Source organism: Mesorhizobium sp. WSM4832, assembly GCF_055811115.1.
In genome coordinates this window covers 25,930-39,382 of the sequence record NZ_JBVVQH010000029.1, presented here as the reverse complement: position 1 = coordinate 39,382, position 13,453 = coordinate 25,930, and the positions used below count along the sequence as shown (strand labels likewise).

The 13,453-nt window shown below is 61.9% G+C and carries 15 protein-coding genes and 1 tRNA gene; 6 read left to right on the top strand and 10 right to left on the bottom strand.

The features are described from left to right. Window positions 1-31 precede the first annotated feature (31 nt). The 3 genes from AC0L2L_RS30480 to AC0L2L_RS30470 all read left to right on the top strand — a co-directional run bounded on the left by AC0L2L_RS30480 (window position 32) and on the right by AC0L2L_RS30470 (window position 4,222). Window positions 32-445 (top strand): GNAT family N-acetyltransferase, encoded by a 414-nt coding sequence (locus AC0L2L_RS30480; protein ID WP_473583560.1) that lies wholly within the window; start codon window positions 32-34, stop codon window positions 443-445. 441 nt (window positions 446-886) lie between these two features. Continuing rightward, window positions 887-2,692: an ABC transporter ATP-binding protein gene (locus tag AC0L2L_RS30475; RefSeq protein WP_473583559.1), complete on the top strand. Its 1,806-nt coding sequence runs from the start codon at window positions 887-889 to the stop codon at window positions 2,690-2,692. Window positions 2,693-3,100: 408 nt separating this feature from the next. Then, complete coding sequence (locus tag AC0L2L_RS30470) at window positions 3,101-4,222, top strand: hypothetical protein (protein ID WP_473583558.1); 1,122 nt, start codon at window positions 3,101-3,103, stop codon at window positions 4,220-4,222. Window positions 4,223-4,313: 91 nt separating this feature from the next. On the opposite strand, the gene AC0L2L_RS30465 is transcribed toward AC0L2L_RS30470, so the two are convergent. The 4 genes from AC0L2L_RS30465 to AC0L2L_RS30450 form a co-directional block, all read right to left on the bottom strand. Continuing rightward, window positions 4,314-4,802, bottom strand: a complete 489-nt coding sequence (locus AC0L2L_RS30465) for an NUDIX hydrolase (protein WP_473583557.1) — start codon at window positions 4,800-4,802, stop codon at window positions 4,314-4,316. A 197-nt stretch (window positions 4,803-4,999) separates the two neighbouring features. Next, window positions 5,000-5,500, bottom strand: a complete 501-nt coding sequence (gene gpt / locus AC0L2L_RS30460; RefSeq protein WP_027166483.1) for a xanthine phosphoribosyltransferase — start codon at window positions 5,498-5,500, stop codon at window positions 5,000-5,002. A gap of 211 nt (window positions 5,501-5,711) precedes the next feature. Then, window positions 5,712-6,545, bottom strand: a complete 834-nt coding sequence (locus tag AC0L2L_RS30455; RefSeq protein WP_027166482.1) for a universal stress protein — start codon at window positions 6,543-6,545, stop codon at window positions 5,712-5,714. 86 nt (window positions 6,546-6,631) lie between these two features. Further along, window positions 6,632-7,372, bottom strand: a complete 741-nt coding sequence (locus AC0L2L_RS30450; protein WP_473583556.1) for a competence/damage-inducible protein A — start codon at window positions 7,370-7,372, stop codon at window positions 6,632-6,634. A 129-nt stretch (window positions 7,373-7,501) separates the two neighbouring features. Between AC0L2L_RS30450 and AC0L2L_RS30445 the strand changes: the two genes are divergently transcribed. Together AC0L2L_RS30445 and AC0L2L_RS30440 are read left to right on the top strand one after the other, a co-directional pair. Next, the gene (locus AC0L2L_RS30445; protein WP_473583555.1) at window positions 7,502-8,476 is read left to right on the top strand and encodes an alpha/beta fold hydrolase; all 975 of its coding nucleotides are present in this window, start codon (window positions 7,502-7,504) and stop codon (window positions 8,474-8,476) included. A gap of 167 nt (window positions 8,477-8,643) precedes the next feature. Further along, window positions 8,644-8,916, top strand: coding sequence for a hypothetical protein (locus AC0L2L_RS30440; RefSeq protein WP_473583554.1), 273 nt, complete (start codon window positions 8,644-8,646; stop codon window positions 8,914-8,916). A 132-nt stretch (window positions 8,917-9,048) separates the two neighbouring features. Here AC0L2L_RS30440 and AC0L2L_RS30435 read toward each other — a convergent pair whose 3' ends face one another. From AC0L2L_RS30435 to AC0L2L_RS30425, 3 genes are all read right to left on the bottom strand, one after another. Further along, window positions 9,049-9,288, bottom strand: coding sequence for a DUF2188 domain-containing protein (locus AC0L2L_RS30435; protein WP_473583553.1), 240 nt, complete (start codon window positions 9,286-9,288; stop codon window positions 9,049-9,051). Window positions 9,289-9,313: 25 nt separating this feature from the next. Beyond that, window positions 9,314-9,592, bottom strand: a complete 279-nt coding sequence (locus AC0L2L_RS30430) for a DUF982 domain-containing protein (protein WP_473583601.1) — start codon at window positions 9,590-9,592, stop codon at window positions 9,314-9,316. 88 nt (window positions 9,593-9,680) lie between these two features. Then, complete coding sequence (locus tag AC0L2L_RS30425; RefSeq protein ID WP_473583552.1) at window positions 9,681-10,784, bottom strand: NADH:flavin oxidoreductase/NADH oxidase; 1,104 nt, start codon at window positions 10,782-10,784, stop codon at window positions 9,681-9,683. A 228-nt stretch (window positions 10,785-11,012) separates the two neighbouring features. Between AC0L2L_RS30425 and AC0L2L_RS30420 the strand changes: the two genes are divergently transcribed. After that, entirely contained in the window at window positions 11,013-11,591 is a 579-nt protein-coding gene (locus AC0L2L_RS30420; protein WP_473583551.1) for an NUDIX domain-containing protein, read from the top strand. Between the two features lie 357 nt (window positions 11,592-11,948). Here AC0L2L_RS30420 and AC0L2L_RS30415 read toward each other — a convergent pair whose 3' ends face one another. From AC0L2L_RS30415 to AC0L2L_RS30405, 3 genes are all read right to left on the bottom strand, one after another. Then, complete coding sequence (locus tag AC0L2L_RS30415; RefSeq protein WP_473583550.1) at window positions 11,949-12,764, bottom strand: hypothetical protein; 816 nt, start codon at window positions 12,762-12,764, stop codon at window positions 11,949-11,951. Further along, window positions 12,761-13,249, bottom strand: a complete 489-nt coding sequence (locus tag AC0L2L_RS30410; protein WP_473583549.1) for a hypothetical protein — start codon at window positions 13,247-13,249, stop codon at window positions 12,761-12,763. Before AC0L2L_RS30410 ends, AC0L2L_RS30415 begins: the two co-directional genes overlap by 4 nt. Window positions 13,250-13,349: 100 nt before the next feature. Then, window positions 13,350-13,435: transfer RNA gene (locus AC0L2L_RS30405), tRNA-Leu, on the bottom strand. Window positions 13,436-13,453 lie beyond the last annotated feature (18 nt).

Genomic DNA, 13,453 nt, shown 5'->3' with positions numbered 1-13,453 from the left:
TTCGACCGTGAGATTGCGGCAGGCGCGACGCATGCAAGATATTGAAGTCAGTTTCGACCTGTCGCGGATCGATTTCCGGGCGACCTCCGACCAGCTCATGCAAAGCTATTGGGGTGAATCCCGAACCGACGAGGCCCATCGTCGCGCCTTCGACAACTCGCTTTGCGTCGGCGCCTATCTTGACGGCAAGCAGGTCGGCTTCGCCCGCGCGATCACCGACTATACGGTGTTTGCCTATGTCGCCGACGTCATCATCTGGCCGCAGCATCGCGGACAGGGGATCGGCAAGCGGCTCGTCCAGGCGCTGATCGATCACCTCGAGGTCAGGACGGTGGCGCATTGGAGCCTGTCGACCAACGACGCCCACAGCCTCTATGAGAAGTTCGGGTTCAAGGCGTCGACCGACGGGCGCTACATGCGGCTGGATCGCAAGCCGGCAGCCTGACGGCTTTAAGTCTTTGTTTTTATGCATGTCGTTGTCCCAGGACCGCTGCACACTTCTGGGCGACATGCACTGGCCCTTGCAACACGCGGTTGTTGCAAATTCGTCTCAGTGCTTGGACCAGGTGTTGTTTTGGCAACAGGCTGACTTGGCGATCGGCCGATGCCTCCCTATAACGACCTCTCCGCGATTCCCTTCCGGGAGGACCGTATGGCAGGATTTGACATCGTTATGCGAGGCCGCGAAGCCTAGGTCTGCCCAGGCTTTCCGAAGATTGATCGGAAAGCCGGGTGCAGGGCAGGCGTTTGCCGCTGCCGGTCGCCACCTTCGGGTGAGCGGCCTACCATACTGAACCTTCCGCTTTCAGAGGCGCCGCAAGGCGCAGACGCGGGTTTTCCAAATTGACTTTACCGGGACCGGGCTCGTTTGCGCCCGGATGACATTATGGCTCGTTTCAAGATCGATCTGCGCGCGAGCGCCTTTCGCAGTGTGCTTGGCTTCACGGTCAGTCACTGGCGCCACCAGCCGTGGCGGCTTTCGCTGATCATGGGCGCCTTCCTGCTCGCGACGCTCGCCGACGTGCTGACACCGTTCTATTCCGGCCGTCTGGTCGATGCGGTCGCCAGCGGCGCCGGGACCGACTCGGTCGCCTGGAATGCGGCGGTCACGGCGTTCTCGGTCCTGATGGCGCTGGCGCTGGCCGGCGTCGTGCTTCGCAATGTCGCGTTCCTGTGGATCGTCGAACTGACGCTGAAGATGATGTCGGACATTGCCGCCGACGCGTTCCATCGGGTGCAGCGCTTCTCGACGGACTGGCACGCCAACAGCTTCGCGGGATCGACGGTGCGCAAGATCACGCGCGGCATGTGGGCGCTGGATCTGCTCAACGACACGATCCTGATCGCGCTTCTGCCGTCGGTCGTCATGCTTGTCGGCTCGACGCTGCTGCTCGGCTGGTTCTGGCCGCTGATGGGAGCTGTGGTGGCGGCCGGCTCGGTGCTGTTCATCGCAGTCACGGCGATGCTGTCGCTCGGCTATGTCGCGCCCGCCGCTCGGCTCGCCAACAGCTGGGACACGCGGCTCGGCGGCTCGTTGGCCGACGCGGTGAGTTGCAATGCCGTCGTCAAAGGCTTCGGCGCGGAGGCCCGCGAGGAAGCGCGGCTGGCGCGCGTCGTCGCCAAATGGCGTCTGCGCACCGGACGCACCTGGATGCGCGGCACCGCCAACGGCACCATGCAAGGAGCGCTGCTGCTGCTGATGCGGGCGGCGGTGATCGGTCTTGCCCTGATGTTGTGGGCCTGGGGTCAGGCGAGCGCCGGCGACGTCGCCTTCGTGCTGACCTCGTTCTTCGTGCTGCAGGGCTATCTGCGCGACATCGGCACGCATATCCGCAACCTGCAACGCTCGATCAACGATATGGAGGAACTGGTCGACTTCCAGTCCGAGCCGCTCGGCATCGAAGATAGGCCCGGCGCTCGGCCGATCCGCATCACCGATGGGCATATCGCCTTCGACAGGGTGACGTTCCACTACGGCAATCACCGGCTGCCGCTCTATCGCGATTTCTCGGTCGATATCGCGGCGGGCGAGCGCATCGGACTGGTCGGGCATTCGGGCTCCGGCAAGACGACCTTCGTCAAGCTGATCCAGCGGCTTTATGACGTGAATGCAGGGCGCATCCTGATCGACGGGCAGGACATCTCGCAGGTCGAGCAGGCATCGCTGCGCGGCCAGATTGCCATTGTCCAGCAGGAGCCGATCCTGTTCCACCGCTCGCTTGCCGAGAACATCGCCTATGCCAGGCCGGGAGCGAGCCAAGCCGAGATCGAGCATGCTGCGAAACTCGCCAGCGCGCATGACTTCATCACCAACCTGCCCAAGGGCTACGGAACCCTGGTCGGCGAGCGCGGTGTGAAGCTCTCCGGCGGCGAGCGTCAGCGCGTGGCGATCGCGCGCGCCTTCCTGGCCAATGCGCGTATCCTGATCCTGGACGAAGCGACATCGAGCCTCGATTCGGAATCGGAAGTGCTGATCCAGAAGGCGATGGAGCGGCTGATGGTGGGGCGCACGACCCTCGTCATCGCGCACCGGCTCTCGACGGTGCGGGCGCTCGACCGGCTGCTGGTCTTCGACCGTGGCCGTATCGCCGAGGAAGGCTCGCATGACGACCTGATCCGGCTCAACGGCGGCATCTACCGGCGGCTGTTCGAACGCCAGGCGCTGGAATTGACCAAGGGCCTCGTCGCCTGAAGAAAGGACGGCCCCGGCTTCGGCCGGAGCCGTCCTTTGCCCGGCGCCGCCCGGGTCTGCGTTGGCAAGGTGCAACTCAATGTGTCTGTAAAGTCTGCAATTGCAACCGCGCACTCGCCATGCGGTTAAGTCGCGTAACGCTGTATTCAAATTCATAAATATACTGAAGCTTTTGGGTGCTTCATTTTTTGCGCCGATAGGAATATGTTTCTTACAGCGGTTGTTGTTGCATATTTACAGAAAAGAAAATCGGATATGTTAGACGCCGACCTGATGACGTTTTGTCATATAGACGTGCCGGTCGGAAGGCGATCTTCTGCGGACGTTGAAGGATTTCGCGGGCTGGCAGAGGACTTTGTGTAGGCAATCACAATGGATCTTGTTTCCGCAAATGCCGGTCCGGAAAAGGTGGCGCTGGAATCCCAGCATGGCTCGGTACGGCCGCTTGCCGCGGAGGATCTCGAGCATGTCGCCGCACTCTTCCTGACGAAGTTTCGCCATCGTCGCCGTCACCGCGATCGCGCGATCGCACAGACAGCGGACTATATGAGGGAGCTTTATTTTGAAGGCGGTGAGAGCGAGGCTCTTGTCCAGATCAACCCGCAGGGCGGTCTGGGCGGGTTCATGGGCGTTCTGAAGGCCCGCTACGAGCTCAACGGGAGAACATTGAACGCGGCCATCATCGGCCCCTTCATGACCGACTCCAGCACGGATCATGGTTGGGCCGGGCCGCAATTGCTGCGTGCCCTGCATCAAGGCGAATTCGATCTGTACCTGACCGATTCGGCCAACCGGACATCCTTGGCCTTCGCGCGTCCGATGAAGTATCAGCTCTTGCCGGTGCACTGTCTGGAATGGACCTGTATTTTCCGGCCGGCCGGCATGGCCGCGGCCGTGCTGCGCCGCAAATGGCCCGGGCTGCCTCGCCTGGCACTCGATCCCAGCGCGCGAGCATTCGACGCTCTCGCCGGAAAACGGTTCAATCCCCCGGCCCAGCCCTCATCGTCGCGACGGGTCCATCATGAGCCGATCGATGCCGCGCAGTTTGCGGAATGGCTGCCAATCCTCATGTCCGATTACTCTCTCCGGCCGAGTTGGAAAGATGGCGAACTGCCTCGGCTGCTTGCGCTGGCGGCCGAGAAGCGGGCCGATGGTCCGCTTCATTTCGGCGGGACTTATGACGAAGCGGGAAAAATGCTCGGTTGCCATGCCTTCTACGGTCAGGCCGGCGGCATCGCGAACCTGTTGCAAATCCAGGCGTCCGGGTCCCACTGGGCCGCGACGCTGGACGGCCTCATCGCGGCGGCAAGGGATATGGGCTGCGTCGGCATCATCGGCCAGACGCAGAGCAGGTTCCTGCCGCAACTCTTCGGCTACAACGGTCTCTTGTTCCGCTATGCCGGGGGCACGATGGTCCGCTCGCGCGTCGCCGAGGTCACGGAAGCGGTCCGCTCCGGCGACATCTTCGTCGGCGGATTGATGGGCGACCGATGGACCCGGCTCAGTTCCGATGATTTCGGCCGCGCCTGACGATCGGCGATATGACGCAATTCCGGATGGAACGCCGCGGCGAAGGCGCCGAGCCTGACCGTTTCACACTTTTCCTGGAATTGCTTTTGAATCAGGCGAACTTGTGCGGCGCGGCGCAAAAGCCGGCAATGACCTGGCAAAGGTCCGGCTCGTTGACCATTTGGACCGCTTCGGTGGCGCCAACCCATTTGCGCGTTCGTGCGCGCTTCTCTTTCCAGCGATCCGCGACGCGGTCGACATGCAGCGGAAAGACCAGCACTTCGCAAGGCACTTCCTCGCCGGAAGCGAGGACTTTGGCATAGAAATAGCGGCCGGCTTCAAGATGCGAGACGGTGCCGCGCAGCCCGGCTTCCTCGGCCGCTTCACGCGCGGCCGCCTCGCAGAGCGGTTCCCTGGCTTCCGGCCAGCCCTTGGGCAGAACCCAGCGGCCGGTGTCGCGGCTGGTGATCAGCATGATCTCGAGGCCGTTCTTGCCTTCACGCCAAGGCAAGGCGGCAACTTGCAGGCGGCATGGCGCCGTGCCGAAAAGTCTTCTGACTCTTTCGGTCATGGCGCTGTGCGTCGTAGGCCTTGTCAACATCGAGGAAAGCCGCCCCAGCCTCCAGAATCGTTTGCCGTCTTACGAATCTTACGGCGAATTATGAACTTTAAAAGTAAAAAACTTCACTCTGTCGGAAAATCCCACCAGAAAAAGTCGGCTCGCAAAGTAGTCGCGTCCGTTGGCGCCATTACACGCCGCGCCTTTGAGGCAGATTCTCTGGAAAATATGACGGCCACTCAGCCGGCGTGATCGTCCGCGATCGGCTTCTGGTAAGTGAAGCCCATGTCCCACGGAAAGTAGATCCAGGTATCCTGGCTGACCTCGGTGACGAATGTGTCGACCAGCGGCCGGCCCTTCGGCTTGGCATAGACGGTCGCGAAATGCGCCTTCGGCATCATGGCGCGCACGATGCCGGCCGTCTTGCCGGTATCCGTCAGGTCGTCGATGATGAGCACACCGGACCCGTCATCGGCGAGCAGCGGAGGCGAGATCTCCTTCAGAACCTGTAGCTGACCCTGGCTGGTATAGTCATGATAGGAAGCGACGCACACCGTCTCGATCACCCGGATGCCGAGCTCGCGCGCGATGATGGCCGCTGGCACCAGGCCGCCGCGGGTGATGCAGACGATGGCTTTCCATTGTCCCTTGTTGGCGCCGGAAAGCCGCCAGGAAAGCGCGCGGGCGTCGCGGTGGAACTGGTCCCAGGAGACGGGAAAGGCTTTTTCGGGAAGGGACATGGTTCGCGCACTCCGCAAGGGCGCGCCGCGGCGCGCAGAAATAGTGGAATGCAGGCGGAATTAGCCGGAAAGCCTTGCTGTTGGCAAGGGCTGCGGCCGGCGATGGCTGTGGACTTAGGCATCGCGCTCAAAACGAATTCGAGCGACGCCCTTTAGGTTTGATTTGCGCAGACGTTGGGTTGAACCGGGTCCCACTTTCGGGGAGACAAGCTCAACGCGACAGGAAAGCCGCTACGTTCGTGTTGCGCAGCACCGTGCGGGTGACGCCGCCGAACAGAAGCTGGCGCAGCCAGGAGTGGCTGTAGGCGCCGAGCACCAGAAGATCGGCGCCGGACTCCGTTATCCTGGCCTGGATGATATCGTCGACCGAGGATCCATCCGATTTCTGCACGCAAACGCTGACATTGGCGCCATGACGCGACAGCGCCGCGGCGATCTCGGCGCCGGCCGCTTCCGGAGAGTCATCGAGCGTCTCAGGCGGGTCGATGACGAGAATGTCCGTCTTGTCTGCCTCGGCGATGAAGGGCAGGGCGTCGAAAGCGGCGCGCGCGGCTTCCTTGCTGCCGTTCCAGGCAAGCAGCACACGTCTGAAGGTTGTGACCAGCGGCCCGGCATGGGGCACGACCAGCACCGGGCGCCCGGCATCGTAAACCAGCGTGTCGACATCGGCGCCGGGATCGCCGCCGGTATCGCGCTGCGCGGCGATGATCAGATCGGCGGCGCGAACGCTCGATATGCCGGTCAGCGCGCTGTCGCCGGAGAAACTTTCCAGGCTTCGCCATTCGAAGGACAGGCCGGATTCCTCGATCCGCTTCAGAAAATACGACTGCAACTTGTCGGCGCGCTCCTTGTTCATGTCGGCCGAGACCTGCAGGAATTCGGTATCGGGGAAGCCAGTGGCCGATGTGTAGGGGACGGGAAGCGCCTCGGCATGGATGCCGACAAGGTGGCTCTCAAACCTGTCGGCAAGCGGAAGGGCGCAATCGAGAACGCGCTCGGCGTCCTGTTCGTTCTGCAAAATGGCGACGATTGTCTTGAAGCGCATGACCGATCCCTCAATTGTTTGCCCTGCGCATCCGCGCGGCAAGGGAACGTCTCAGCGCATGGACTGGTTCCAGCCGGAACGGCTGATCAACCTGCCTTGGCGAAGCCCGCCACCATCGCCTCGACGTCCTTGCGCGCGGACTCCAGCGCTTCCTCGCTGCGGGCGCGCACGACGAGCTCGGTCCAGAACTTGCCGTCGCCATATTTGGGATAGGAGCCGATTATGGTGTCGGGATGCGCCTTCTGGATGTCGGCCAGCGGTCCGCCGATCACGCCTTCGCCGAAAGGGCAGTGCACGGTGGCAGACAGCATCCTGGTGCCGGCCTTGAGCGTAGGCACGACACTGTCGAGCATGGCCTGGAAGATCGCCGGCACGCCAGCCATGACGTGGACGTTGCCGATACGGAAGCCCGGCGCGACGGAGACGGGGTTGTCGATATGGTCGGCGCCGCGCGGCATGCGCGCCATGCGCTTGCGCGCCTCGGTGAATTCGATGCCGCGCCCGGCATAACTTGCTTCGAGCAGCGCATAGGCCTTGGCATCGTATTCGCACGGCACGCCGAAGGCCTTGGCGATGGAGTCGGCGGTGATGTCGTCATGCGTCGGGCCGATGCCGCCGGTCGTAAAGACGTAAGTATAGCGGGCGCGCACGGCATTCACCGCGGCAACGATCTCGTCCTCCTCGTCCGGGACGATACGCACTTCCTTCAGGTCGATGCCGATCGCCGTCATGATGTCGGCGAGGTGGCCGATGTTCTTGTCTTTGGTGCGGCCGGAGAGGATTTCGTCGCCGATGACGAGCATGGCGGCGGTGACGATTTCAGGCATGGCGGGCTCCGGCAAAAAAGGTCGCCTGAGATAACGCGGCCTGAGGCGGGCCGCAATGCGAAAGCCGGATGTGCGCTTGTGGCGGCGGGCGTTGCGGATATGGTGCGGACGGTCGGGACCGGATGAAAAATGCTGATATCGATTGTCTTGTGGCTGCTCGCCGGCTCGCTCGTTGTGGCCGCCCTTGTCTTGCTCGCCCTGATGCTCGCGACCTGGCGGATCGCGGCAAAGGCCGAAAGCCTGGTGCCGGCTTGCGGAAAATACGTCGAGATCGACGGCAACCGCATCCACTATGTCGAAGAAGGCGAGGGCAGGCCGATCGTCTTTCTGCACGGGCTCGGCGCGCAGCTCCATCATTTCCGCCATACGCTGTTCGGTCGCTTCGGCGCCGGCTACAGGCTGATCGCGCTCGACCGGCCGGGCTCCGGCTATTCGGTTCGGGCAAGTGGCGCGACCGGCCGACTGCCTGAACAGGCGGCGATCGTGCGGCGCTTCATCGAGGAACTGCGCCTGGAGCGGCCGCTCATCGTCGGCCATTCGCTCGGCGGCGCCGTCGCGCTTGCGCTGGCGACCGAGCATCCGACAGCGATTTCCGGCATCGCGCTGCTCTCGCCGCTGACGCACCTGGAAGCGAGGGCACGTCAGCGGTTTGACCTGCTCTATGTTCCATCACGGCTGCTGCGCCGTGTTCTGGCCCATACGGTGGCGATACCGGCAAGCCTTCGTTACGCGCAGCCGACTATGATGTTCATTTTCGCGCCGCAGGCCGTCTCCGAGGGATATATGACCGGCGGCGGCGGGTGGCTCGGCTTGCGACCGTCCCACTACTTCGCCACGTCCACCGATGTCGTGGCCGTGGAACAGGACCTTGGCCGGATCGAAAGGCGTTACCGCGAAATAGCGATGCCGGCAGGCATTCTGTTCGGCACCGACGACCGGGTGATCGGCGAGGCAGTCCATGGCGAACCGATGCTGGACAAGATCCACGGCCTCGACTTTGAACGGGTCGAAGGTATGGGCCACATGCCGCAATTTGTGGAACCCGAACGGGTCGTCGCCTTTATCCAGCGTATCGCCACGCGCGCTTTCGCCGAGGTGAATTGATCACGGCGGGCGTTCGCGGCTTTTCACGCCGCGTCACACAAAAGTGTCGGACATTCTGTCCCACCCGCGGTTTCCAGTGGAACCTCACACCCTACCTTAGGTTTCGTAGGTATCGCCATGGGCCTTGGCGCCCGGTGTTTTTGGCGATCAAGAGAATGGAGAACCCTATGCTTACAAGACTCATTGCAGCTTCGGCGCTGGTGCTGGCCATGGGTGGCGCGGCTATGGCGCAGTCATCCGATGACTGGTGGTGGTGGCATCGCGACCATCGTCCCGCGGCGAGCGACCAGGTAGATCCGTACAGGACGGGCAGCATCTCCCAGGGCCCAGGATCGAGCAACTACACCACTACCGGTGCTATCGGTCCGTGCGCCGACACCACGCCCGGTCCGGATGCCAACACGCACCTGAGCGTCAATGACCACTATTGCGGAAAATAGCGCCACATAGCCACTGCGGCCGGCATGAAGCCTAGAGCATGATGCCGAATGGCAGATTCAGATTTCAGGTCGATTCGACCTGAAATCATCGGACTCCAAGGCTTTGCCGGTCGCGGGGGCGGTTACTTCTTCTTAGTCAGAGACTTCGGTCTGCGGGCGGTCGCGGCCGTCGGCGAGTTCATCATGCCACTTTCCTTCGGCGTCCTCATACTGGATGCCGTCGGTGGTGCCGGCAACCTGCTGCTCGGACGAGGCGATTTCGGCGGCGCGCAGCGCCTCCTGGTGCGTGCGGAAAGTCTCGGAATACGTCGAGCCGACCTTGTAGGCCCAGCCGCCATCATGCTCGACGATCTTATAAGTCAGCTTCGCCATGAAATCCTCCGGTTAAGAAGCCTGCTCAATGCAACTTTCCGTCTGGCAGCCTGTCTTCGGGAACCAGCACTTCCGATTCCCTAGCCGCCTCGATAAGGGCGCGACGGGCATCCGCCGTCGAACGATAACCTTCCAGCGCTTTGAGGCAAATGTCGAGAGCATCACGATGGCGTTCGCCGCGATTGAGCGGCCAAACGGTCATCAGGCACTCGGCGGCCTCGCGGGTGCTGTTTATTTGGCGATATTTGCCGACATGGCCGAGCTCGACCACCACCGGCTTTTCAAAAGGTTTGCTGTCTATCATGGCCGCCAACGTAAAGCGGCCAAATTGGTTGCAGTTGTGACGAAGATCCTGCGCCCAAACGCCTCAGGACCTCGCTGATTTTTCCGGCTCAGCCAGCGGCCTTCATCCAATGCCGCATCGTCGTCACCGAACGCGCCAGCTGCGGCGCCGGATGGATTTCCTCGCCGAAGGTTGCGGCCGCGCGCCAGCCCCAGCGGGGGTCGGCGAGGAATGCGCGCGCCAGCGCCACCATGTCGGCGCGACCGTCGGCGACGATCGCCTCGGCCTGGCTTGGGTCGTCGATCAGTCCCACGGCGCGCGTCGGAATGCCGGCGCCCTTGCGCACGGCCTCCGCCAGATGCACCTGGTAGCCGGGGCCGGGCGGCACCTGCTGCAGGGGCGAATTGCCGCCGCTGGAGCAGCACAGATAGGAGATGCCCTCGGCCTTCAGCGCCTTGGCAACCTCGATCGCGTCGTCGACGTCGAAACCGCCATCGACCCATTCCGTCACCGATAGGCGCGCGCCCAGCATCATGGTCGGGGCGGCCTTCCTCACCGCCCTTGCGATTTCGAGCGCAAAGCGCATGCGGTTTTCCAGCGACCCGCCCCAGCGGTCGGTGCGCTGGTTGGAGAGCGGCGAAAGGAACTGGAAGATCAGATAGCCATGCGCCGCGTGCAGTTCGGCAAAATCGAAGCCGGCGCGCTGGGCGCGAACGGCCGACTGCGCAAAACGCGCAATCAGATCAAGGATCTCATCATCCTCCAACGCATGCGGAACATTCCAGCCTGCGTCATAGGCGATGGCAGAGGCCGAGACCGTCTGCCAGGGATCTTCGCCAGGCTGCAGCGGACCGCCGCCTTCCCAGGGTTTGCGGTTGGAGGCCTTGCGGCCGGCATGGGCAAGCTGGACGCCGAACTTCGTTCCGGGCGCGGCGACGCGCCTTGCGGCGTCGAGCGTGCGCTTGGCGGCCGCCTCGTTGTCGTCCGAATAGAGGCCGAGGCAGCCATGCGAGATGCGGCCCCGCCGCTCGACATCGGTCATCTCGACGGTAACCATGCCGGCGCCCGACATTGCGAGGTTCATCCAGTGATAGAGATGCCAGTCGCTGGCCGAGCCATCCTCGGCCGAATACTGGCACATCGGTGCTACCGCGATGCGGTTGGGGAAGGTGAGGCCGCCGAGGGTGATCGGCTGGAAAAGCGATGACGTCATAAAACGGGGCTCCTGGAGGGATACCGCTATCTAGGCAGTCGCGGCGCTCCGCGCCAGACACGAGGCGGTGAAACTCCCGCTGGACCAGTCGGTTTCCAGGATTGCGCGGGTGGCCTTTCGCCGATAGACGCAATCCCGGACGGAGGGCTACGCGAAGCCGCCGAACCTGACCGTTTCGCATGCTTCCACAAAATTGCTCTAACCTTTGCCGCCAATACGGAGGTCGTCATGGAAGATCGCGTTCGCATCCGTTCGGAGGAGGTCCTTTCGGACGACTGGGCGGTGCTGAAGAAGACAGTGCTCGACTATCGCCGCCGCGACGGGCGATGGGAGACCCAGATTCGCCAGACCTACGATCGCGGCGACGGCGCGGTGATCCTGCCGTTCGATCCGCAGCGCTCGACCGTGCTGCTGGTGCGGCAGTTCCGCTTCCCGGCTTACGCCGTGGGCCACCGCGAGCCGCTGATCGAGGCCTGTGCCGGGCTGCTCGACGAAAACGACCCTGAAACCGCCATCCGCAAGGAGGCGGAAGAGGAACTGGGCTACCGCCTGAAGGACGTCGAACGGCTGTTCGCGCCATTTATGAGCCCGGGCAGCGTGACGGAACGGCTCTGGTTCTTCACCGCGCGCTATTCGCCGGCCGACCGCATTTCCGACGGCGGCGGCGCGCCGGAGGAGGGCGAGGACATCGAGGTTCTGGAAATACTATTGGACGAGGCGCTTGCCGCCATCGCCGACGGCCGCATCGTCGACGCCAAGACGATCATCCTGATCCAGCATTTGAAGCTGAACCCAATGAGAGCCTGAGCCCAAAAATTATTGGCTCCGGGCGGACTGGCTTTTACCGCTCGGCGGCTGCGACAATAGTGAGCCCCACACGCTCTTGGTATTGACTGGGGAGTATTCGGTCGCACGCTTGGGCGCCGACCCGTTTCTCGATTTTCCGTGGCGCGGTCACACCGATTGGACTACTCGCTCAGTGAACCTGAAGATCGATTTGGCGAAGGCCGCCATTGGAGCCTGGTGCCCCGCGCAGCGACACCAGGGTGGCTCGCTGCGGCATTCTTTCGTCGCTGTAACCTGGAGCCAATTCTCACTGGAAAGATTTGGTACCGCCGTTGGGCGGACAGCGCGTTCGATTGAACCTTGCCTAGGCGGCGCGACCTACTTTTCCCCAGCATCCCGCGGCGCAAAGACGGGGAATTCGTCTGTGCCGAAAAACTCTCTCATGGCCGGACCCATTCCGAAGGTCACTCTCTCGCCCATCTTTGCGAGGTCGGGGAGCATTGAGCGAATACTAGTGATAAGACTTTCGAGTTCAATCGCCAGCGGAGTAAGGCGCGAAAGTTCTTCCTCAGTTACGCCGGAGGTAACGACGCCGCCTTTGGCCGCGCGGTGTTTGGTGATCATGCCTTTTACCTGATCCCTTTTTTCGGAATACACCTTTACAGATTCAACGAGATTCCTGTGCTGCATAAAGAGCGTGACAGCATTGTGCATCAAGTCGCTGTTTTTTGATGCGATGAGTGGTGTCAATTCAGCTGCATCGACGTCGTAAAGTTGGTAACTGCCCACGATAGGTAGAACCCGCTTCCAAAGCGGCTCCGACGTTAAGCCGTGTTCATTGGCATCAGACAGCGATTCGTCGATAACCTTTTGAATCGCAATGACATCGCTCAATATCAGCGATCCTTTGACCATCAGTCGTAGTGCATTGGACTGCTGTTCTGCGGCTCTGGCTGCTTCGTCGCGCTCAAGGGCTTCGCGCGACGTTTGCCTCGCGAGCACAAATGACACGAACGCACTTATGCCCGACCCTAGCACCGCGCCGCCGAACCCGCTAGCAAGAGTGGCATATTCGGCAATCGATTCGACCTTGTCGGCAACAAAAAGCATTATTGCCGCACCAGCCATTGCTCCGAAAACCCCGACCGACATGAGTTCGACCAGAGAGTTCTTAATGTTGACGGCCCTTTTCATCCCCACATGAACCCAGTGAACGTGTCGGTGTCGACGATGCGAAGCGCCATCTCCTCAGCGTAGCGCCGACCAAACCATCCCTTACAATGGACCCGGACAAGGAACTCGGCGCCATGTTTCCAGAACCCTCTTTCCAGGCCCTCGGTCATTCCAAATGAACAGGACACCTGCGCGCCATTGTGGAGGACAGGAATGAGGTCCTTTCGATCGAAGCAGGCCAGCCAATCCTTTTTGTTCACATCGTTAGCTCCAAGTCCGAATGCCGCGCTCAGCGCCTTAGGGTTTTTGACCTCAAACCATACGTCGCGAGCCGGAATAGACCCTGAATTTAGAACCACGAGGTTATAGGCAATCCCAATGTTGCCTCCGGCGTGCGTCTTTACCATCGCAGTCACAATCGGGCGAAACTGCCGCCTCCAGAAATGAACCGACAAGCCTAGGGCGATCATTCCGACAACAAGTGCCGCAACATTTATCCAATCCATGAGATTCCCCCCATCAAAGCTTTCCGGCTGTCTCAAGACCACCCCTGCCAAGCACTATCAGGGTAGCTCACCGAAACTAGTAGAATAAAAAAATTTTTGATGGTGCGGACGACGGGAATCGAACCCGTACGATCAGAGATCGAGGGATTTTAAGTCCCTTGCGTCTACCAATTCCGCCACGTCCGCAGGCGTAGCCCTTTTCAG

Coding starts and splice junctions, on each gene's coding strand:
- AC0L2L_RS30480 (WP_473583560.1), top strand. CDS start 32: ATGCAAGATATTGAAGTCAGTTTCGACCTGTCGCGGATCGATTTCCGG.
- AC0L2L_RS30475 (WP_473583559.1), top strand. CDS start 887: ATGGCTCGTTTCAAGATCGATCTGCGCGCGAGCGCCTTTCGCAGTGTG.
- AC0L2L_RS30465 (WP_473583557.1), bottom strand. CDS start 4,802: ATGTTGACAAGGCCTACGACGCACAGCGCCATGACCGAAAGAGTCAGA.
- gpt (WP_027166483.1), bottom strand. CDS start 5,500: ATGTCCCTTCCCGAAAAAGCCTTTCCCGTCTCCTGGGACCAGTTCCAC.
- AC0L2L_RS30455 (WP_027166482.1), bottom strand. CDS start 6,545: ATGCGCTTCAAGACAATCGTCGCCATTTTGCAGAACGAACAGGACGCC.
- AC0L2L_RS30450 (WP_473583556.1), bottom strand. CDS start 7,372: ATGCCTGAAATCGTCACCGCCGCCATGCTCGTCATCGGCGACGAAATC.
- AC0L2L_RS30445 (WP_473583555.1), top strand. CDS start 7,502: ATGCTGATATCGATTGTCTTGTGGCTGCTCGCCGGCTCGCTCGTTGTG.
- AC0L2L_RS30440 (WP_473583554.1), top strand. CDS start 8,644: ATGCTTACAAGACTCATTGCAGCTTCGGCGCTGGTGCTGGCCATGGGT.
- AC0L2L_RS30435 (WP_473583553.1), bottom strand. CDS start 9,288: ATGGCGAAGCTGACTTATAAGATCGTCGAGCATGATGGCGGCTGGGCC.
- AC0L2L_RS30430 (WP_473583601.1), bottom strand. CDS start 9,592: ATGATAGACAGCAAACCTTTTGAAAAGCCGGTGGTGGTCGAGCTCGGC.
- AC0L2L_RS30425 (WP_473583552.1), bottom strand. CDS start 10,784: ATGACGTCATCGCTTTTCCAGCCGATCACCCTCGGCGGCCTCACCTTC.
- AC0L2L_RS30420 (WP_473583551.1), top strand. CDS start 11,013: ATGGAAGATCGCGTTCGCATCCGTTCGGAGGAGGTCCTTTCGGACGAC.
- AC0L2L_RS30415 (WP_473583550.1), bottom strand. CDS start 12,764: ATGAAAAGGGCCGTCAACATTAAGAACTCTCTGGTCGAACTCATGTCG.
- AC0L2L_RS30410 (WP_473583549.1), bottom strand. CDS start 13,249: ATGGATTGGATAAATGTTGCGGCACTTGTTGTCGGAATGATCGCCCTA.